Annotated in this window: 19 protein-coding genes; 8 read left to right on the forward strand and 11 right to left on the reverse strand. The window is 72.5% G+C overall.

Annotation, left to right across the window (positions count from 1 at the left end; all coding sequences use genetic code 11):
• Window positions 1-114 precede the first annotated feature (114 nt).
• Together ACMATS_RS27335 and ACMATS_RS27340 are read left to right on the forward strand one after the other, a co-directional pair.
• Entirely contained in the window at window positions 115-708 is a 594-nt protein-coding gene (locus ACMATS_RS27335) for a TetR/AcrR family transcriptional regulator (protein ID WP_414169409.1), read from the forward strand.
• Window positions 709-974: 266 nt separating this feature from the next.
• Window positions 975-1697 (forward strand): bifunctional DNA primase/polymerase, encoded by a 723-nt coding sequence (locus ACMATS_RS27340; protein ID WP_390777777.1) that lies wholly within the window; start codon window positions 975-977, stop codon window positions 1695-1697.
• A 128-nt stretch (window positions 1698-1825) separates the two neighbouring features.
• Here the strand turns inward: ACMATS_RS27340 and ACMATS_RS27345 are convergent, their stop codons facing one another.
• The 7 genes from ACMATS_RS27345 to ACMATS_RS27375 all read right to left on the reverse strand — a co-directional run bounded on the left by ACMATS_RS27345 (window position 1826) and on the right by ACMATS_RS27375 (window position 9314).
• Window positions 1826-2719: a hypothetical protein gene (locus ACMATS_RS27345; RefSeq protein ID WP_414169410.1), complete on the reverse strand. Its 894-nt coding sequence runs from the start codon at window positions 2717-2719 to the stop codon at window positions 1826-1828.
• The gene (gene efeU, locus ACMATS_RS27350; protein WP_414169411.1) at window positions 2670-3641 is read right to left on the reverse strand and encodes an iron uptake transporter permease EfeU; all 972 of its coding nucleotides are present in this window, start codon (window positions 3639-3641) and stop codon (window positions 2670-2672) included. The genes ACMATS_RS27345 and efeU overlap by 50 nt, the downstream gene beginning before the upstream one ends.
• A gap of 55 nt (window positions 3642-3696) precedes the next feature.
• Window positions 3697-4947, reverse strand: coding sequence for an iron uptake transporter deferrochelatase/peroxidase subunit (gene efeB, locus ACMATS_RS27355; protein ID WP_414169412.1), 1251 nt, complete (start codon window positions 4945-4947; stop codon window positions 3697-3699).
• A 12-nt stretch (window positions 4948-4959) separates the two neighbouring features.
• Window positions 4960-6090, reverse strand: a complete 1131-nt coding sequence (efeO, locus tag ACMATS_RS27360; protein WP_414169413.1) for an iron uptake system protein EfeO — start codon at window positions 6088-6090, stop codon at window positions 4960-4962.
• Window positions 6091-6198: 108 nt separating this feature from the next.
• Window positions 6199-6981, reverse strand: a complete 783-nt coding sequence (locus ACMATS_RS27365) for a heme ABC transporter ATP-binding protein (RefSeq protein WP_414169414.1) — start codon at window positions 6979-6981, stop codon at window positions 6199-6201.
• Window positions 6982-7267: 286 nt separating this feature from the next.
• Window positions 7268-8263: a FecCD family ABC transporter permease gene (locus ACMATS_RS27370; protein ID WP_414170809.1), complete on the reverse strand. Its 996-nt coding sequence runs from the start codon at window positions 8261-8263 to the stop codon at window positions 7268-7270.
• Window positions 8264-8291: 28 nt separating this feature from the next.
• Window positions 8292-9314 carry a heme/hemin ABC transporter substrate-binding protein gene (locus ACMATS_RS27375; protein ID WP_414170810.1) on the reverse strand — a complete coding sequence of 341 codons (1023 nt, stop codon included), beginning with the start codon at window positions 9312-9314 and terminating at the stop codon, window positions 8292-8294.
• Between the two features lie 150 nt (window positions 9315-9464).
• On the opposite strand from ACMATS_RS27375, the gene ACMATS_RS27380 reads away from it, so the two are divergent.
• Together ACMATS_RS27380 and ACMATS_RS27385 are read left to right on the forward strand one after the other, a co-directional pair.
• Complete coding sequence (locus ACMATS_RS27380; protein ID WP_414169415.1) at window positions 9465-10772, forward strand: HtaA domain-containing protein; 1308 nt, start codon at window positions 9465-9467, stop codon at window positions 10770-10772.
• Window positions 10769-12226 (forward strand): HtaA domain-containing protein, encoded by a 1458-nt coding sequence (locus ACMATS_RS27385; RefSeq protein WP_414169416.1) that lies wholly within the window; start codon window positions 10769-10771, stop codon window positions 12224-12226. The genes ACMATS_RS27380 and ACMATS_RS27385 overlap by 4 nt, the downstream gene beginning before the upstream one ends.
• 114 nt (window positions 12227-12340) lie before the next feature.
• Here ACMATS_RS27385 and ACMATS_RS27390 read toward each other — a convergent pair whose 3' ends face one another.
• Together ACMATS_RS27390 and map are read right to left on the reverse strand one after the other, a co-directional pair.
• The gene (locus ACMATS_RS27390; RefSeq protein WP_414169417.1) at window positions 12341-12991 is read right to left on the reverse strand and encodes a heme oxygenase (biliverdin-producing); all 651 of its coding nucleotides are present in this window, start codon (window positions 12989-12991) and stop codon (window positions 12341-12343) included.
• A 123-nt stretch (window positions 12992-13114) separates the two neighbouring features.
• Window positions 13115-13972: a type I methionyl aminopeptidase gene (gene map, locus ACMATS_RS27395; RefSeq protein WP_390777767.1), complete on the reverse strand. Its 858-nt coding sequence runs from the start codon at window positions 13970-13972 to the stop codon at window positions 13115-13117.
• A 57-nt stretch (window positions 13973-14029) separates the two neighbouring features.
• On the opposite strand from map, the gene ACMATS_RS27400 reads away from it, so the two are divergent.
• Window positions 14030-14248: a hypothetical protein gene (locus tag ACMATS_RS27400; RefSeq protein ID WP_414169418.1), complete on the forward strand. Its 219-nt coding sequence runs from the start codon at window positions 14030-14032 to the stop codon at window positions 14246-14248.
• 92 nt (window positions 14249-14340) lie between these two features.
• On the opposite strand, the gene ACMATS_RS27405 is transcribed toward ACMATS_RS27400, so the two are convergent.
• Entirely contained in the window at window positions 14341-15642 is a 1302-nt protein-coding gene (locus tag ACMATS_RS27405; protein WP_414169419.1) for an MFS transporter, read from the reverse strand.
• 61 nt (window positions 15643-15703) lie between these two features.
• The gene (locus ACMATS_RS27410; RefSeq protein ID WP_414169420.1) at window positions 15704-16315 is read right to left on the reverse strand and encodes a hypothetical protein; all 612 of its coding nucleotides are present in this window, start codon (window positions 16313-16315) and stop codon (window positions 15704-15706) included.
• An 80-nt stretch (window positions 16316-16395) separates the two neighbouring features.
• On the opposite strand from ACMATS_RS27410, the gene npdG reads away from it, so the two are divergent.
• The 3 genes from npdG to ACMATS_RS27425 all read left to right on the forward strand — a co-directional run bounded on the left by npdG (window position 16396) and on the right by ACMATS_RS27425 (window position 18046).
• Window positions 16396-17121, forward strand: a complete 726-nt coding sequence (npdG, locus tag ACMATS_RS27415) for an NADPH-dependent F420 reductase (RefSeq protein ID WP_414169421.1) — start codon at window positions 16396-16398, stop codon at window positions 17119-17121.
• Window positions 17122-17200: 79 nt separating this feature from the next.
• Window positions 17201-17395, forward strand: a complete 195-nt coding sequence (locus tag ACMATS_RS27420; protein WP_336414620.1) for a hypothetical protein — start codon at window positions 17201-17203, stop codon at window positions 17393-17395.
• 117 nt (window positions 17396-17512) lie between these two features.
• Window positions 17513-18046 carry a hypothetical protein gene (locus ACMATS_RS27425; RefSeq protein ID WP_414169422.1) on the forward strand — a complete coding sequence of 178 codons (534 nt, stop codon included), beginning with the start codon at window positions 17513-17515 and terminating at the stop codon, window positions 18044-18046.
• Window positions 18047-18189 lie beyond the last annotated feature (143 nt).

The raw sequence follows: 18189 nt of genomic DNA on the forward strand, positions 1-18189 counted from the left end.
GGCGACCTGCGCGCATGAACCGTACGGGTGGTTTACCGGTGGCTCTCCCGTGCCTTTTTCCACGCTCAGGAAGGCGATACGGTCCGTCTCACCGGATCGCTACACTCGCACGTCATGACCGCCAAGACGCCCGACTCCACGCGCCGCAGCGAGCGTTCCCGCCGCGCGATCCTCGACGCCGCCCTCGAGCTGGTCGGCGAGAGCGGATACCAGCGCCTCACCATCGAGGCCATCGCCGCCCGCGCGGGCGTCGGCAAGCAGACGATCTACCGCTGGTGGCCCTCCAAGGCCGCCGTCCTCTTCGAGGCCGTCGTCCCTGAGGGGGTCGACCCGGCCACGGTCGAGCTGCCGGACACCGGCGACATCGAGGCGGACCTCAAGGCAACCTTGCGTGCCACTGTGGACGAGCTCGGCAACCCGCGCCTGGACGCCCCCACCCGCGCCCTGACCGCCGAGACGCAGAACGACCCGCAGCTCGGTGCGGCGCTCGCCGAGCGGGTCCTGGAACCCCAGCTCCAGGCCTACGTGCGGCGGTTGCAGGCGGCCCAGCGCGCCGGCCAGATCGCCGACGGCGTCGACCTGCGCACCGCCCTGGAACTGCTCGTCGGCCCGCTCTTCCACCGCTGGTTGCTGCGCACCCGTCCGCTTACCCACGAGTACGCCGACACCGTCGCCACGCTCGTCGTCCGCGGCCTCGCCCCGCGTTGAACGGCGCCCCGTGAGGGGCGCGGGGCCGTATCTCCCCCAGCTACCTCCCCCAGCGGTAGCTGGGGGAGGTAGCTGGGGGAGTCGGCTGCAGGCCCGTCGTGGCTGATCGCGCCCACGCGGCGGAGCCGCATATCGAAAACAGCCCCGCGCCCCTCACGGGGCGCCCCGGCGGCCGGTCTCACACCCCCCGGATGCGTCCGGCGGTCACACCGGGCGCAGGATGGTGGCAGCATTGACCGGAGACCGCGGTCGAAGTGAGGGGATAGATGGAACGCAAGAGCAGATTCTCCCAGTGGCTGCGCCGCCCCAGGAGCGGAGCGGGCGGCGATACGGGCACGGGGGCGGCGTCGGCCGCCCGTGAGGAGCTGCTCCTGGCCGCGGCCGCCGCCGGCTTCCCCCTGGCCCCGGCCGCGCACCCCTCGGGCTACGGCTGTTCCTGCGAGCGCATCGGGTGTCCCACCCCCGGCCGGCACCCCGTCTCCTTCGCCTGGCAGACCCTCGCCACCACGGACGCCGAGAAGGTGACCAAGTGGCTGCGCACCCAGCCCGAGGCCAACTTCGTCACCGCGACGGGCATTGCGCACGACGTCCTCGACGTGCCCGCCGAGGCGGGCCGCCAGGCCCTGGACCGGCTGCTCGCGGCCGGCATCGAGGTCGGCCCCGTGGCCACCGTCGACCCCGACCGCATGCTCTTCTTCACCGCCACCCGCGGCACCCCGGACGACGAGGACGAGTGGTGGCCCTGCGAGCTGGACTGCCACCCCGAGACGATGGACGAGCACCCCGGCCTGCGCTGGCACTGCCGCGGCAGCTACGTCCTGCTCCCGCCCTCGCAGCTGCCGGGCGACGGCCGGGTGCAGTGGCTGCACGGCGCCGAGCGCCCGCTGCCGGAGCCGCTGACGCTGCTGGAGACCCTGACCGACGCCTGCGCCCAGTACGCGGACGGCCGTTCGGACCACGAGCACGCCGCTTGGCCCATCGGCCACTGAGGACCGCGCGCCAGCGCCCCGTCAGGGGCGGCGAGGTTCTCGGGGCTGCGCCCCGGCCCCCTGAGGTGGTGTGTCGGCTGCAGGCGCGTCGTGGCTGATCGCGCAGTTCCCCGCGCCCCTACGGGGCGCTACTCGCCCCTGGCCGCGGTCAGCGACTCGATCCGGTTGAGGAAGACGGCCCGGCCGCTCGCGGGCACCTGCACCGCCGACTCCGAGACCCGTGTGAACGTCACCGCGGTCTTCAGGTCGCCCGTCAGCAGCGCCTTCGTGCGCGCGTCGGAGACGGTGGGGGTCACGCCCTGCGCCATGGTGCGCTTCTCCCGGTGGTGCGCGGTGACGAACACCAGCGCGCCGCCGTCCTTGGTGCGCAGCGCCGGGGACGGGAAGCCGGGGGCCTCGTCGGGCGTGTCGATGAACTCGGTCCAGAAGTTGGGGGTACGGGCCAGCGGCGCGCGGTCCGCGCGCAGCCCCGAGGTGGCCGGGCCGTCGGCGAAGACCGGTCCCTTGCCGGTGCGCAGGTAGTCCGCGTACGCCCCGCTCAGCGCGCCGGGGGCGGCGGCGAGCCCGTCCGCGTCGCGGGCCGGCACGGCCTGCGCGTACCCGTCGGCGTCCGTCGCGAAGGCCGGCACCTTGCCGTCGGCGAGCAGCGACAGGTACGCCGCCTTCCACGGCTTCCCGGCACCGGACCGGATGAAGACCACCAGCCAGCGGTTGCCGTCGCGGTTGCTGTGGGTGTCGGCGACGAAGAATTTCGGCCAGCCGGCCATCTTGGGGATCGTGAAACGGGCGTCGTCGAGCACGAGCGCCGGGTACCCCGGGTTGCCGCCGGGTGTCGCCGCCCGCTGGACGGCCAGGTCGGCCCGGCCTATCTCGGCCAGCGCACCGGTCTCGACCCGGTCCACGAGGGCCGGGTCGAGTCTGCGGTACGCGTCGGTGTAGCCGTCGGTGAAGTGCTTGAGGACCTCTGCGGCCTCAGTCCTGGACGCCGCCGGGATGACCGCCCGCTCGCCGTGCACCGTCATGCACCCGGTCGCTGTCGTCGCGAGCACCGTCAGCGAGAGCAGGGCTCCGAACACCCGACGTGGCGGCCGGCGTCTCATGGTGCGTGGACTCCTCGGTTGCGGCAGGGGACGGCTGCGCAACCCTAGCCCGCGGGGGCATGAAGAACACCACGAGGGTCGGCACCAGATACAGCGCCCACACCGCGACCTGCAGCCAGGTCGGATCGGGCTGGAAGTTGAAGACGCCCTTCAGCAGCGTGCCGTACCAGCTGTCGGCGGGCACCTGCTCGCTGATGTCGAAGGCCCTGCTGCCCAGGCCCGGCAGGATGCCGGCCTCCTGCAGGTCGTGGAAGCCGTAGGCGAGCACGCCCGCGGCCACCACGACGAGCATGCCGCCGGTCCAGGTGAAGAACTTCGCCAGGTTGATCTTCAGCGCACCGCGGTAGAACAGCCAGCCCAGCACCACGGCCGTCAGCAGCCCCAACAGGGCGCCGGCGAGCGGCCGTACGCCGTCGTCCGTGGCCTGCACGGCTGTCCAGATGAACAGCGCCGTCTCCAGGCCCTCCCGGCCGACGGCGAGGAAGGCCGTGACGACGAGCGCGGTGGTGCCCATCGCCAGCGCCGCGTCCAGCTTGCCGTGCAGCTCCTTCTTCAGGTGCCGCGCGGTGCGCCGCATCCAGAAGACCATCCACGTCACCAGACCGACCGCGACGACCGACAGCGAACCGCCGAGCGCCTCCTGCGCCTCGAACGTCATGGTCTGCGAGCCGTACTGGAGCACCGCGCCGAAGCCCATGCTGAGCAGCACCGCGGCGGCGATGCCGGTCCAGACCGGCGGCAGGGCGTCCTTCCGCCCGGTCTTGACCAGGTAGGCGACGAGGATGCAGACGACCAGGCTGGCCTCCAGGCCCTCGCGCAGGCCGATCAGGTAGTTGCCGAACACGCGGCGTCCCCTTCTGTTTCTGTGCAGTTGGCGTCTGTGCAGTTGCCGTCGTCGGTCACGCGAACAGGGCCCGGCCCCACCAGTCGTCCTTGTCCCGGACGCCCGGCGGGACGGCGAAGACCGCCGAACCCACGTGCTGGATGTACTCGTTGAGGGCGTCCTTCGCCGCGAGCCGGCGCTGCAGCGGCACGAAGCCGTCCCGGACGTCGCGCTGGTACGCGATGAAGAACAGGCCCGCGTCCAGGCGGCCCAGGCCGTCCGTGCCGTCGGTGAAGGAGTAGCCGCGGCGCAGGATCGTCACGCCGTTGTTGCTGTCCGGGTGGGCCAGCCGTACGTGCGCGTTGTCCTTCATGGCCCTGAGGTCGGGCTCGTCGTGCTCGCGCTGCTTCCCCTGCGGGGCGCCCTCGGCCTTGGTGCGGCCGAAGGTGTCCTCCTGGTCCTTCAGCGAGGCGCGGTCCCAGGTCTCGACGTGCATCCGGATGCGGCGCGCGACGAGGTAGGAGCCGCCGGCCAGCCAGTCCGGGCCGTCCTTCCCACTCACCCACACGTGCTGGTCCAGGCGCGCGGTCTCGGTGCCGGCGATGTTCCGGGTGCCGTCCTTGAACCCCATCATGTTGCGCGGGGTCTGCGCGTCCGGGGTCGTCGAGGACGTCTTGCCGAAGCCCAGCTGGGACCAGCGGATGGCGACGCGGCCCATGCCGATGCGGGCCAGGTTGCGGATCGCGTGCACCGCGACCTGCGGGTCGTCCGCGCAGGCCTGGACGCACAGGTCGCCGCCGCTGCGGGCCGGGTCGAGGTTGTCGCCGGGGAACGCGGGCAGGTCGATCAGGGCCTGCGGGCGCCGGGACTTCAGCCCGAAGCGGTCCTTGCCGTCCTTCTCGAACAGCCCCGGGCCCACGCCGAAGGTCAGCGTCAGCCGGGAGGGCCTGAGGCCGAGGGCCTCGCCGGTGTCGTCCGGCGGCAGCTCCTCGTTCTCGCTGATCGCACCGTCGCCGACCTCGCGCCCGGCCGTCATCGCCGCGGCCGCGGCCGTCCACTCCTTCAACAGGGCGACGAGCGCGCCCCGGTCGGTGGTGGTCACGTCGAAGGCGGCGAAGTGCAGCCGGTCCTGGACGGGCGTGGCGATGCCCGCCTGGTGGGCGCCGTGGAACGGCACGGCGTCCCCGGCGGACGCGGCGGGCTGCGAACCGTCGCCCAGCCGCAGGGCGGCGGCGGTGCCGCCCGCGGCGGCCGCGCCGAGGGCGAGTCCGGCGCCGCCCCAGCCGAGCAGGGCGCGGCGGGAGGGGGAAGCAGTCTTGTCGGTCATGGTGTCCCCGCCCTACTTCGCGACGGCCGCGGCGAGCTTGGACAGCGGCTCGGACAGGGCGTTGACCACGTCCGAGAGCTTCTTGCGGTCGTCCTGGCCGACGGTGTCGTAGGCCTTGAAGCCGTCGCCCTCGCGGTAGCCGTCGAGCGCCTTCTTCACGGCCTCGAACTGCTTGTCCAACTCCTGGGTGAGCGCGGCGTCGTGCCGGGACGCGACGGGCTTGAGGAGCCCGTAGGCCTTCTCGGCGCCCTCCACGTTGGCCGCGAAGTCGTCGAGGTCGGTGTGGCTGTAGCGCTCCTCCTCACCGGTGATCTTGTTCCGGTAGACCTCGTCGAGGAGTTCCTTGGCGCCGTTGGCCATGCCGGTCGGGGTGAGCTCGGCGGTGCCGACGCGCTTGCGCCAGTCCTCGAGGTCCTTCATCAGCTGGTCGGCGAGGGCCTTGTCGTCGTCGGTGATCTTCTTGTCCTGCCAGAGGGACTTCTCCAGCCGGTGCCAGCCGGTCCACTTCTGGTCCTTCTCCAGGCCGTCCTCGCGGACGTCGACCTTGGGGTCGATGTCGCCGAAGGACTCGGCGACGGGCTCGGTGCGCTCCCAGCCGGTGCGGGAGGGCGCGTAGGCCTTCTGCGCCGCGTCGAGGTCGCCGCTCTTGACGGCGTCGGCGAACTTCTGCGCCGCCGCGACGCTCTCGTCGGCCTGCTCCTGCACGTAACGGCGGTATTCGGCCACCGCCTTGTCCAGCTCCGGGTTGCTCTTCTGCTGCGCGCCGCCGCCGGTCACGGTGATCTTCTGGCGGATGCCGTCGCCCTTCATGCCGGGCTTGCAGGCGATCTCGTACGAACCGGCCTTGATCGTCGCGGTGATGTCGGCCTTGGTGCCCGGGCCTATGTTCTCGCGCTCGGTGACGATCCGGTCGTCCGGCGCGTAGACGTAGACCTCGGTGACCTTGGAGCCCTTGTTCTCGACGGCGAGCGTGACGTGCCCGGCCGGGAACGAGGTCTTCGAGACCTCGCACTTGTCGTCGGTGGCGGTGACCTTCACTGCCTCGGAGTCCTTGGCGTCCGACTTCTGGGCGCAGCCGGACACGGCTGTCAGGGCCGCGAGGGCCGCGACGGCGGCGGCTGCGGAGGAGCGGAGGGCTCGCATGCGAAGGACTCCAGGCATGGTCGAAGGGGACGGATGACCTTATTTAGGCCGCCCTAACTTATCTGAGGCTTGCCTTTCTCTTTACCGCGGGATGGTGTGACGCTGGTCTCATATGGCCGGATTTCGCTGTGGGCGTTGCGGCACCACCAACGGGCCCGCGGCGCCCGGGAGGTCGACGACGTCGACCGGCTGCCCGTAGACCCGGCTCAGGAGGACGGGCTCGAAGACCTCGGACGGCGGCCCGTCGGCCACGATCCGGCCGGCCTGGAGCACGGCCACGCGGTCGGCGTAGGCGCCCGCGAGGCCGAGGTCGTGCAGCACGACGGCCACGGCGTCCCCGGCCGCGGCGCGTTCGCGGCAGACGCGCAGGACGAGTTCCTGGTGCCGGAGGTCGAGCGCGGCGGTCGGCTCGTCGAGCAGCACGATCGGGGTGCGCTGCGCGAGCACGCGGGCCAGGGCGACGCGGGCCCGTTCGCCGCCGGAGAGCGTGGTGAACGGGCGGGACGCGAAGGCCGTGACCTCGGTGGCGGCCATGGCGGCCGCCACCGCCTCGTCGTCCTCGGCCGCGGCGGGCGTACGGGCCCAGGGGGCCCGGCCCATGCGCACGGTGTCCGCGACGGCGAAGGGGAACGAGAGCGTGGTGTCCTGCGGCAACACGGCGCGGTGCCGGGCGAGTTCGCGGGGCGGCCAGGCGTGGGCGGGGCGCCCGTGGATACGGACCTCGCCGGAGGCGGCGGGCAGGTCGCCCGCGAGGGCGGCGAGGAGGGTCGATTTTCCGGCGCCGTTGGGGCCGACGAGGGCCGTTACACGGCCGGGGGTGAGGGTGAGGTCGATGTCGGCGAGGACGGTGCGTCCGCTGCGGCGGACGGTGAGGCGGCGTGCCTTGAGCATGTGGGGTCTCCTGAGGCCTGTCCGGCGGATGCGCCCCGTCAGGGGCGCGGGGAACTGCGCGACAAGCCACGACGCGCCCGCGGTCGAAGTACTCGGGGCTTCGCCCCGGACCTCCGGGGTGGTGCGTCGACTGCGGGTCGGCGTTGGTTGCTCGCGCAGTTCCCCGCGCCCCTGACGGGGCGCCGTGGTGCCGTGCAAGGCAAGGGGATTCGGGGGCTTGCCCCCGAGAAACGGCGAAAGTGGGGGCACCTCCCAGCGGTAGCTGGGGGAGGGACCGGGGCATCCCTCACCCCCAACCCCCTTGCCTGCGCCGGGTTCTTCTCAGCAGCCAGAAGAAGAAAGGGCTTCCCAGCAGCGCCGTCAGCACCCCCAGCGGGAGTTCGGCCGGCTGGGCTGCCGTGCGGGCCGTCAGGTCCGCCGCCACCAGGACGAGCGCGCCGCCCAACGCGCTGCCCGGGACGAGAAACCGGTGCCCCGGCCCCGCCGCCATCCGCAGCAGGTGCGGGACCAGCAGGCCCACGAACGTGACGATCCCCGCCACGGCCACCGCGGCCGCCGTCAGCAGGGCCACCACCAGGATCAGCACCATCCGCAGCCGCTCCACGTCCACCCCGAGGTGCCGCGCGGACCGCTCGCCGAGCGCGAGGAGGTCCAGCTTCCGCGCGTACCACGGCGCAACGGCCAGCCCGGCCAGGGCACATGGCAGGACGGCCAGCACCTTCGGCCAGGTCGCCTGGGCGAGCGAGCCCAGCTGCCAGAAGGTGATCTGCGTGATCTGCGCGGTGTCCGCGGCGAAGACGCACAGCCCGATGAGCGCGCCCGCGAAGGCGTTCACCGCGATGCCGGTCAGGATCAGCGTCACCACCTCCGTGCGGCCGCCCGACCGCGACAGCACGTACACCAGCAGCACGGTCCCCAGACCGGTCGTGAAGGCGCAGGCGGTCACCGTCCAAGTCCCCAGGAACGACAGGCCCAGTGCGATCGAGGCGACCGCCCCGACGGCGGCGCCCGCCGAGATGCCGATGACGCCGGGCTCGGCGAGCGGGTTGCCGAACACGCCCTGCATCAGCGCGCCCGCGCACCCCAGCGACGCCCCGACCAGCAGGGCGAGGGCGACGCGCGGGAGCCGTACGTTCCACAGCACGCTCTCGCCGACGCGGTCGAGCGCGGCACCGCCGAGCCCGGCGCGGTGCAGGAGCGAACCGACGACGTCCCCGACGGGGATGTCGTAGGCGCCCAGCCCCGCGGACAGCAGGCACAGGACGAGCAGTGCGGCCCCCATGGCGGCGGCGATTCCCAGCCGGGCCACGTCACTTCCCCTTCGCGTGGATCTGCCCGGCCAGCGAAGCGACCACCGCGTCCGTCCGCGGGCCGAAGTTCAGCAGGACACCGTCGTCGACCGAGACGATGCGGCGGTCGAGGCCCGCGGGCGTCTGGCCGACGCCCGGGATCTTCAGCAGGCCGTCGACGCCGCCCACCGAGGCGAGGCCCTTGGCCATCACGAGGATCACGTCGGGCGCCGCCTTGGCGAGGGCCTCGCTGGTGATGGGCGTGAAGTCCCTCGTCAGGCCCGACTCCTTGCCCGCGTCCACACCGCCCGCGGCCTCGACGAGCGAGTCCGCGCCCGAGCCCGGGCCGCCGAGGAGGTAGACGGACGCCGGGCCGCGCAGATAGAGGAAGGCGACCCGCGGCCTGTCCGTACCGCCCGTACCGCCCTCCGGGATGCGGCCGCGCGCCGCCTCGATGCGCTGCTCGGTCCGCTTGCGCAACTGCGCCCCGGCGTCGGCCACTCCGAGCGCGGCCGCCACCTTGTCGATGCGGGTCCCCACGTCGTCGAGCCGCTTCGCCGGGTCGAGGACGACGAGCGGGATCCCGGCGGCCCGGATCTGCTCGACCGCCTCCGCCGGGCCGGTCGTGGTCTCGGCCAGGACGAGCGTGGGCCGGAGGGAGAGCACGCTCTCCGCCGAGACGTCGTGCGCCCGCGTGACGACGGGCAGATGGCGGGCCTGCTCGAAGGTGGCGGTGACGTCCCGGGCCACGACGTGGCCGCCGAACCCGAGCGTGAAGACGGTCTCGGCGAGCGAGCCGGTCAGCGGCACGATCCGGTCCGTGCTGCGCACGGTGACGTCGTGGCCGTCGGCGGACCGCACGGTCACGGGGAGTTGTGGTTGCGGCGGCGTGTCCGTGAGCGGCTCGATGCGGTCGGCTGCCGCCGTCTGCCGGTGCGGCCCGTCGGTGGACGTGCCGCCTGCCGACGGGCCGCAGCCGGTGAGCGCGGCGGCGAGGGCGGCCAGGGCCGCGAGGACGCCGAGGAGGCGTGAGGCGTGCGCCAACTGCACGCCCACAGGCCGACGTTGGGACACGTTCCCGCCTTCCGGTACGGATCCTTCCGAATGGAGGGTTCCACTCGGCTGAGCTGTGGCTTCTGGGTCGTAGCTTAGGTTAGCCTTACCTAAATTGCTACCGCCGAGAGGGGTCCCTCGATGCTGCCGTCCAGACCTGCCCGCGCCCCGGTGGCGGTGCTGCTCGCCGCGCTGGCGCTGGCGACGGTTCTTGCCGGCCCGGCCGCCCGGGCGGAGGGCGCACCGAACCGCGAGGTGTCGGGGGGCCGCCTGGACTGGGGCATCAAGGCCTCGTTCCAGAGCTACGTCACCGGGCCCATCGCCCAGGGCAGTTGGGACCTGCAGGGCGGCGCGGCAACGGTCGGCGAGAGCCGATTCCGCTTCCACACCGCCAAGGGCACCTACGCGCCGGACAGCGGCACCTTCGAGGCGGGCTTCTCCGGCGGAGTCCACTTCACCGGCCACCGCAAACCCGACGGCACCCACGAGCTCGACCTCACCGTCAGCCGCCCGGCCGTCCGCATCTCCGGCGACAGGGGCACCCTCTACGCCGACGTCACGAGCAAGGCCGTGACGGCCGCCCACGTGCCGTTGGCCGCGCTCGACCTGTCCGGTACGCACCTGCGCGGCGGCGGCACGGCCGTCAGCCTGACGGACGTCCCGGCCAGGCTGACGGCGGAGGGCGCGAAGGCGTTCGCGGGGTACTACGGGGAGGGTACGGCGCTCGACCCGGTGAGCTTCTCCGCCGACATCGCAGAGAAGGGTGCGTCGTCGCCGTCCTCCGCACCTTCCGAAAAGCCCGCGGAAAAGGGCGAGTTCACAGGTGCCGCCGTCGACTGGGGTGTCCGCCGGACCTTCCGCGAGTACGTCACGGGCCCGGTGGCCCAGGGCTCCTGGACGCCGGCCGACGGTGCCCAGGACGGCGGTGCGCTCTTCCGCTTCCCGCACGGGAAGGGCACGTACACCGCCGGGGGCACTGCCCTCGACGCCGCCTTCGCCGGCACCCTGCGCTTCACCGGCAAGAACCTCGACCTCGCGCTGAGCGCGGTCCGGGTGACGGTGAAGGCCGGCAAGGGGACGCTGGCGGCGGGCGGCAGACCGCTGGTCACCTTCGATGCCACCGGCCTGAAGCAGAAGGACGGCCTCGCCGTCCTCACCGAGGCCCCGGCGAAGCTCACCGCCGAAGGGGCCGGGGTGTTCGGCGGGATGTACCGGGAGGGGACGGACATGGATCCGGTCTCGCTCGCGGTGCCGCTGGTGACGGGGGCGCCCCTGCCACCCCTGCCGGACCTGGGCAGCGCGCCTTCGGCTCCGTCCCCCTCCCCGTCCCCCTTCCCCGTACTTCCCGTCGCCGCCGCGGGCGCGGGCGTCCTGGCCCTGACGGCCGTGACGTTCGCGGTGCTCCGCAGGCGCAAGTCCACCACCGATCAAGGAGACAACCGACCATGACCGTCACTGCACTTCGCCGCCTCGCCTACGCGGCCGTCGTCTCGCTGGGCGCGATGACGCTGACCGTTCCCGCGGCCCACGCGGGCGAGGGCGCCGCCCGGAAGGGGATGCCGCTGAAGGACGGCACCCTGGAGTGGGGCGTGAAGGAGTCGTTCCGCCAGTACGTCACCGGTCCGATCGGCGGCGGCAGAATCGAGGCCGCCGACGGGGCCCGACAGGCGGACGGCGACGGTCCGTTCACCTTCACCGGCGGCACGGGCTCGTACGACATGGCGACGCACGCCGTCGCCACCACGTTCAAGGGCAGCGTCCGCTTCCTGGGACACCAGAAGGAGGACAAGTCCTGGGAACTCGACATCAAGCTCGCCGATGTGAAGGTGAAGACGCAGGGCACGTCCGGCAGCATCACCGCCGACGTGACGACGGCGGGCGGTGCGACACAGGCCGACGTCGCGATCGCCTCGCTCGACCTGTCCGCCGTCCGCCCGGGCGGCGGAGCGGGCGGCGCGATGACCTTCGCGAAGATACCGGCCAAGCTGACGGGGGACGGGGCGAAGGCGTTCAAGGGCTTCTACAAGGAGGGGCAGGAACTGGACGCGGCGACGCTGTCGGTGAAGGCGGGCGGCGGGGACGGCGGCGGGCAGCGGGAGAAGCCGCAGCCGCAGCAGAAGCCGGAGTCTCCGGCGCCGAAGTCCCCGGCGCCGGCGCCGGTGGTGGAGAAGCCGAAGGCGAGCGCCGAGCCCGCGAAGGAGAGGAAGGAACCGGCTGCGCCCGCTCTTGGCACCATCGCGGACGGCAATCTCGACTGGGGCGTGAAGAAGTCCTTCCGCGACTACGTCACCGGCCCGGTGGCGGGCGGCAAGGCCGAAGTCTCGGGCGGCGCCGGGCAGTCGGGCGACGGCTACCGCTTCCCGAAGGGCCGCGGCTCGTACGACGCGGGCACGGCCGCCCTCGACGCCGCCTTCGACGGCGCGGTCCGCTTCACGGGCCACGAGGGCCAGTTGGACCTGAAGCTCAGCGACCTGAAGGTGAAGGCGAACGGTACGTCCGGCACGCTGTACGCCGACGTCTCGGCGAAGGAGCGGTCGAGCGGGAAGGTCGTCGACACGGACGTCATGCCGCTCGCGAAGCTGAAGCTGCCGGCCGACGCGCTCAAGGCCAAGGACGGCGTGGTGTCCGTGCCGGCCGCTCCCGCGACGCTGACGGCACAGGGCGCGAAGGCCTTCGGCGGCATGTACAAGGAGGGCCAGGACCTCGACCCGGTGAACGTGACGGTGTCGGTGGACAAGAACGCGACGCTTCCGGCGGCGACTTCGGCTGCGGCTTCGGGCACGGCGGAGCTCGCGCAGACGGGGGCCTCGACCGGTCCACTGCTTGCCGCGGCCGGTGCGCTCGCGCTGGCGGGCGGGGCGGCCGTGTACGCGACGCGGCGCCGGGGAGGCGCGCGGGGCTGAGGCCTGGTGTCCCCGCGCCCCGTCAGGGGCGCGGGGAACTGCGCGACCAGCCACAGTCGGCCTGCAGCCGACGCACCACCTCGGGGGTCCGGGGCGAAGCCCCGGTTCGGGGCGCTAGGCGCTCAACGGGAACTCCCGTCCCAACGCCTGGAACACGGCAGTGTTCAGCGCGAAAGCGCGCCGGCACTCCTCCACCACCCGCTGCTTCTCCAGGTCGTCCACCGGCAGCGCATCCAGCAGTTCGCGGTACTCCCGCTTGAACGCCGCCGGGTTGCCGATCCCGTCGAAGACGTAGAAGCGCACCCCGTCCCCCTTGCGCGCGAAGCCCCACGTCTTCTCCGCCGTGCCGCGGATGATCTGGCCGCCGGAGAGGTCGCCCAGGTAGCGCGTGTAGTGGTGGGCCACGTAGCCCGCGGGCCAGGTGCGGGCGCACTCCTCGATGCGGGCCGCGTACGCCGCCGTGGCGGGCAGGGGCGCAAGGCCCGTCCGCCAGTCCGGGCCGCCCAAGTGGGTCAGGTCGAGCTCCAGTCGGGCGGTGCGGGCGAGCTCCGGGCGGATGAACGGGCCCGCCACCGGGTCGGCCGCCAGCGCCGCGGACGCGGACTCCAGGGCGCGGTAGACGAACCAGAGCTGCTCGGTGTAGCGGCGGTAGGCCTCCACCCCCAGCCGGCCGCCGAGCATGTCGCTCATGAAGGAGGAGTTCTCGGCCTCCGTGTGCTGTTCGTGGGAGGCGGTGCGGATGACGGTGGAGAACGGGGCGTCCAAGGCGGACCTCCGGTGACGGGGGTGCGGGAAGGCCGATTCTTCCTACTTAGGCTTACCTAAGTCAATGCGTTCCCGACGTGCTGTCGGTAAAACCCTATCGGCCGCCCCGCCGCTCCGCAGGAGTTACGGCAGCGTCAGAATCTCCGCACCCGTCTCCGTGACCACCAGCGTGTGCTCGAACTGCGCCGTCCGCTTGCGGTCCTTGGTGACGACCGTCCAGCCGTCCTCCCACAGGTCGTAGTCGTACGTCCCCAGCGTCAGCATCGGCTCGATGGTGAACGTCATGCCCGGCTGGATGAGGGTGTCGTGGTGCGGGCTGTCGTAGTGCGGGACGATCAGGCCGGAGTGGAAGGACGAGTTGATGCCGTGACCGGTGAAGTCGCGGACGACGCCGTAGCCGAAGCGCTTGGCGTACGACTCGATGACCCGGCCGATGATGTTGATCCGGCGCCCGGGCTTGACCGCCTTGATCGCCCGGTTCAGCGCCTCGCGCGTGCGCTCGACCAGCAGACGGGACTCCTCGTCCACGTCGCCGCACAGGTACGTGGCGTTGTTGTCGCCGTGCACGCCGTTGATGAAGGCCGTCACGTCGAGGTTGACGATGTCGCCGTCGCGCAGCACGGTCGAGTCGGGGATGCCGTGACAGATCACTTCGTTGATCGACGCGCACAGCGACTTGGGGAAGCCGCGGTAGCCGAGCGTCGAGGGGTACGCGCCGTGGTCGCACATGAACTCGTGCGCGACCCGGTCCAGCTCGTCCGTGGTCACGCCGGGGGCGATGTGCTTGGCCGCCTCCTCCATCGCCTGTGCGGCGATGCGGCCGGCGATGCGCATCCGCTCGATCGTCTCGGCGTCCTGCACCTCGGGGCCGGTGTACGGAGTCGGGGCGTCCTTGCCCACGTACTCGGGACGCGGGATCGAGGAGGGGACGGAGCGGGTGGGGGAGAGTCTCCCCGGGACAAGAAGCGACTGGCCAGACATGTCTGCGAGTGTAGTCACGGCCCGTCGGGGAGCATGAGCGGAGAGAGGAGACCCGTGATGGCACTGTTCAAGAGGCGTACAGCCGGCAAGCCGGGCGAGTACTACTACTGCCTGAAGCACGGCACGGTGGAGGAGGGCCCGGAGTGCCGGGCCGCTGACCGCTTTGGTCCTTACGGGACGCGGGAGGAGGCCGCCCACGCCATGGAGACCGCTCGCGAGCGGAACGAGGAGTGGCGGGAGGACCCGCGCTGGAAGGACGAACCCCGCGAGGGGTGAGGCGGGGCCGGGCGCCCCGTAGGGGCGCGGGGAACTGCGCGAGCAAGCACAGCGAACCCGCAGCCGACGACGGCGGGCCGGCCCCGTACCGGTCAGGCCGCCGTGGCGAGCTTCGCCTCGCGTGCCCGTACCGCGTGCGGGTCCGTGCGCTGGTCGTACGACAGCAGCTTCGGCAGGGACAGCGCCAGCAGGCCCACCCCCGCCAGGCACGCCAGGCCGCCCGCCCACACGGAGGTGCGCACGTTCGTCAGCGCGGCCGTGCCGCCCGCCCGGACCTGGCCCAGCTGAGGGCCCACCGCGTAGGAGAGCAGTTCGATGCCGGCCAGGCGGCCCCGCAGCTCGTCCGGGATCGTCTGGTCCCACATCGCGGAGCGGAACAGGCCGCTGATCATGTCGCAGCCGCCCGCGACGGCCAGGAACAGCAGCACCAGCCAGATGTTGTGCATCCAGCCCGCCATCGCCATGGCGCCGCCCCAGCCGGCCGCCGCCAGGACCACCATGCGGCCGTGCCGGTGGACGCGCGCGGCCCAGCCGCTGGTCAGGCTGACCGTCAGGGAGCCGACGGCGCCGGCCGCGTACATCAGGCCCAGCGCCCAGGGGGCGTGCAGCTCGTCGGCCAGGAACGGGAAGACCGCCGTGGGGAAGGCGAAGAACATCGCCGTCAGGTCGATGGCGTACGTCCCCAGCAGCTCCTTGCGGCTCCACGCGTAGCGGCCGCCCTCCAGGATGCCGCGCAGCGACGGCTTCTCGGCGTCGTGCGAGGCGGGGGAGGGGGCGAGGGTCACGATCAGGGCTGCGGAGACCACGTACGTCAGCACGTCCAGCGCGTAGGCGAACGGCAGCCCGGCACAGGCGATGAACACGCCGGCCAGCGCGGGACCGGCGATCGCGCCGATCTGCCAGCGCATGGAGTTGAGCGCGATGGCGGCGGGCAGCTGGTCGTGCGCGACGATGCGCGGCACGATGGCGTGCAGGGCCGGGCGCTGGAGCCCGGTCAGTGCGCTGGTCAGGGCGGCCACCACGTACAGGGGCCAGATCATCGGGTGCGGCAGGAGCGTGTTGAGCAGCAGGAGCGCGCTCAGGGCGGTCAGGCCGAGCTCGGTCCACAGGATCAGCTTGCGGCGGTCGAGGGCGTCGGCCAGCGCGCCGCCGTAGAGCCCGAAGACGATCAGCGGGACGAGCTCGACGGCGCCCACCGCGCCCACCGCGAGCGTCGAACCGGTCAGCTCCTTGAGCTGCAGCGGGACGGCCACGAAGGTCAGGAAGCTGCCGAAGACCGTCACCAGTCCCGCCAGCCACATGCGGCGGAAGTCGCGGGAGGCGTGCCACGGCGTGAGGTCGGGCAGGATCGCTCGCAGGCGCCCGGAATGAGGGGGATGGTCGTCGTCGGTCACGAGGGACGATGGTCGCGGGCCGGGGCGCGGTGCTGCAAACGGTTTTCCGCGCCGGGCCCGTTCACCACCGGGTCGGCGGCGGGGCGGTCAGCTGCTCCGCGAGCCGGGAGAGCCGGTCCCGGAAGCGCCGGCCGTGCCCGGGGGGCGGGCTGTTCTCCCCTGCGGCCGCGCTGACCAGGTGCTGGACCATGTCCAGGTCCATCACCGAGGAGGCGGGCACGGACAGGGCGTCGTGGGCGAGGGAGTGCAGGTCCGTGTCCGGGCCCTCCTCGGCGTCGTCCAGCGCGAGGACGGTCGCCCCGCAGCGCCGGGCGTCGTGCACCCGCTCCAGCAGGCCCGCCCCGGGCCCGCCCTCCGCCACCACCAGCACCGTCTCCCCGCGGCGCGCCGCCTCCAGCCGGCCGAGGCCCACGGACAGATGGGCCGGGCTGCGCGGCGGGACCCGGTGCCGGACGAGCGTGGGGGACAGCCGGGACAGGCCGGACCAGGCCGCCTCGTCGTCCAGGTGGGCCGCCAGGTGCCACGGCTCGTACTCCGCCGTGCCGACCAGCAGCAGGCCGCCGTCGTCGCGGGCGACCGAGGTGCGCAGCACCCCCGCGAAGCGGCGGGTGTCCTGCAGCCACTCGGTCCCGGCGAGCACTTCCCGCAGCAGCGCGACCCGTACGGCGTCCATGGCCCCGCATCCTGCCGCAACGGCCGTGCCCGGATGGCCGGTTGCGTCGGTCCTCACCCGATCGTGACAGTATCGCTGTCATGACTGCTTCTGATGGTGCGAATGGTGCGGACGCCGCTGCGAAGAAGGCGCCCGCGAAGGACCCCTGGGACCTTCCCGACGTCTCCGGCCTGGTGGTCGGCGTCCTCGGCGGCACCGGCGACCAGGGCCGCGGCCTGGCCTACCGGCTGGCCAAGGCCGGGCAGCAGGTGATCATCGGTTCCCGCGCCGCCGAGCGGGCGCAGACGGCCGCGGCCGAGCTGGGCCTGGGCATCGAGGGCGCCGACAACGCGGAGTGCGCGCGCCGCAGCGACATCGTGATCGTCGCGGTGCCGTGGGACGGGCACGCCAAGACCCTGGAGGCGCTGCGCCAGGAGCTCGCCGGGAAGCTCGTCGTCGACTGCGTCAACCCGCTGGGCTTCGACAAGCAGGGCGCCTACGCACTGAAGCCGGAGGAGGGCAGCGCCGCCGAGCAGGCCGCCGCGCTGCTGCCGGAGTCGCGGGTGACGGCCGCCTTCCACCACCTGTCCGCCGTGCTGCTCTCCGACCCGGAGATCGCGGAGATCGACACCGATGTGATGGTGCTGGGCGAGAAGCGTGCCGACACCGACATCGTGCAGGCGCTGGCCGGGCGCATCCCCGGCATGCGCGGCGTCTTCGCGGGCCGGCTGCGCAACGCCCACCAGGTGGAGGCGCTGGTCGCCAACCTGATCTCGGTGAACCGCCGCCACAAGGCCCATGCGGGGCTGCGGATCACGGACGTGTAGGGCGCCCCGAAGGGCTGCGGCGGGGCGCATAGGGGACAATGTCCGGGCACGTACCGCCCCCGGATCAGGAGCCGAGCCCATGCCCCGCCTCGCCCTCTACGCCCTCGTCACCTGCGCGCTGGCGCTCACCGCAGCCGTCGTCTCGTTCGTGGAGGGCAGCTGGCTCGGCATCATCTGGATCCTGCTCCTCGGCGTCTCGTCCAACATCGCCTGGTACTACGTCCGCAAGGCGAAGAACGACCGCGCCGCCGAGCAGGCCGCCGCGGGGCGGTAGGGGGACAGCACCCCCCCCGTGAATACTTCACGGGGGCGTCGGCGCGTTGCCTGACTACCGGTGACGGGGATCGGAGAGGGCGAAGCCCGACTTGGCCGAACGTATGAGGGTGGTGTGATGGGCAACTGTTTCGACGGCGGCGATCACTGCCTCTCCATGTCCAACGGCGGTACCGCCGTCTTCGTGGATGTGCTCACGCTCGCCGTCTCCGACCTCGCCAGCGAGCCCTGGCACTACCGCTTCGCTTCCCTCATTGCGCTGCAGGACCAGAACCTCATGGGCCGTGGCAACGTCGGCTTCGACCTTGAGGACATCGACTGGGGACCGTCACCTCAAGAGCAGGAAGCGGCCAAGGACTTCGTGCTCCGCGTCACCGACCTCGCTCTCGCCAGGCACCGCTGGGACGAGCTCGGCTACGAGCCGCCCTACGCGCCGAAGTACCTGGAGACGTTCCGCGCCATGGTCGAGGCGTACGACCCCGCCACGCCGGTCGGCCGGCTCGGCCGTCCCTTTCCCGCGCCGGAAGAGGCTGCCCTCGCCTCCTGCGTCCGGCACCGCGTGCTCACCGGGCTCCCTTTCTGGGACGGCTGTGTCTTCTGTAATGCGGAGTGGACGCCTCCGACAGCAGAAACCCTGAATTCCCGGACGTAGAACTCAGGGTTTCTGCTGTCGGTGCTGCTGGCATGAGCGAGGCTTGGCCGCTCCCGCGCCAGCCGGAGTCACTGATTCTGGTGCCGGAAACCAACGCGCCGTGGGCTGTACCGCGTTGGTTTCTGACGCCGGAATGCGCCCGT

The sequence above is a fragment of the Streptoverticillium reticulum genome, assembly GCF_047456005.1.
GTDB lineage: Bacteria > Actinomycetota > Actinomycetes > Streptomycetales > Streptomycetaceae > Streptomyces > Streptomyces reticulum.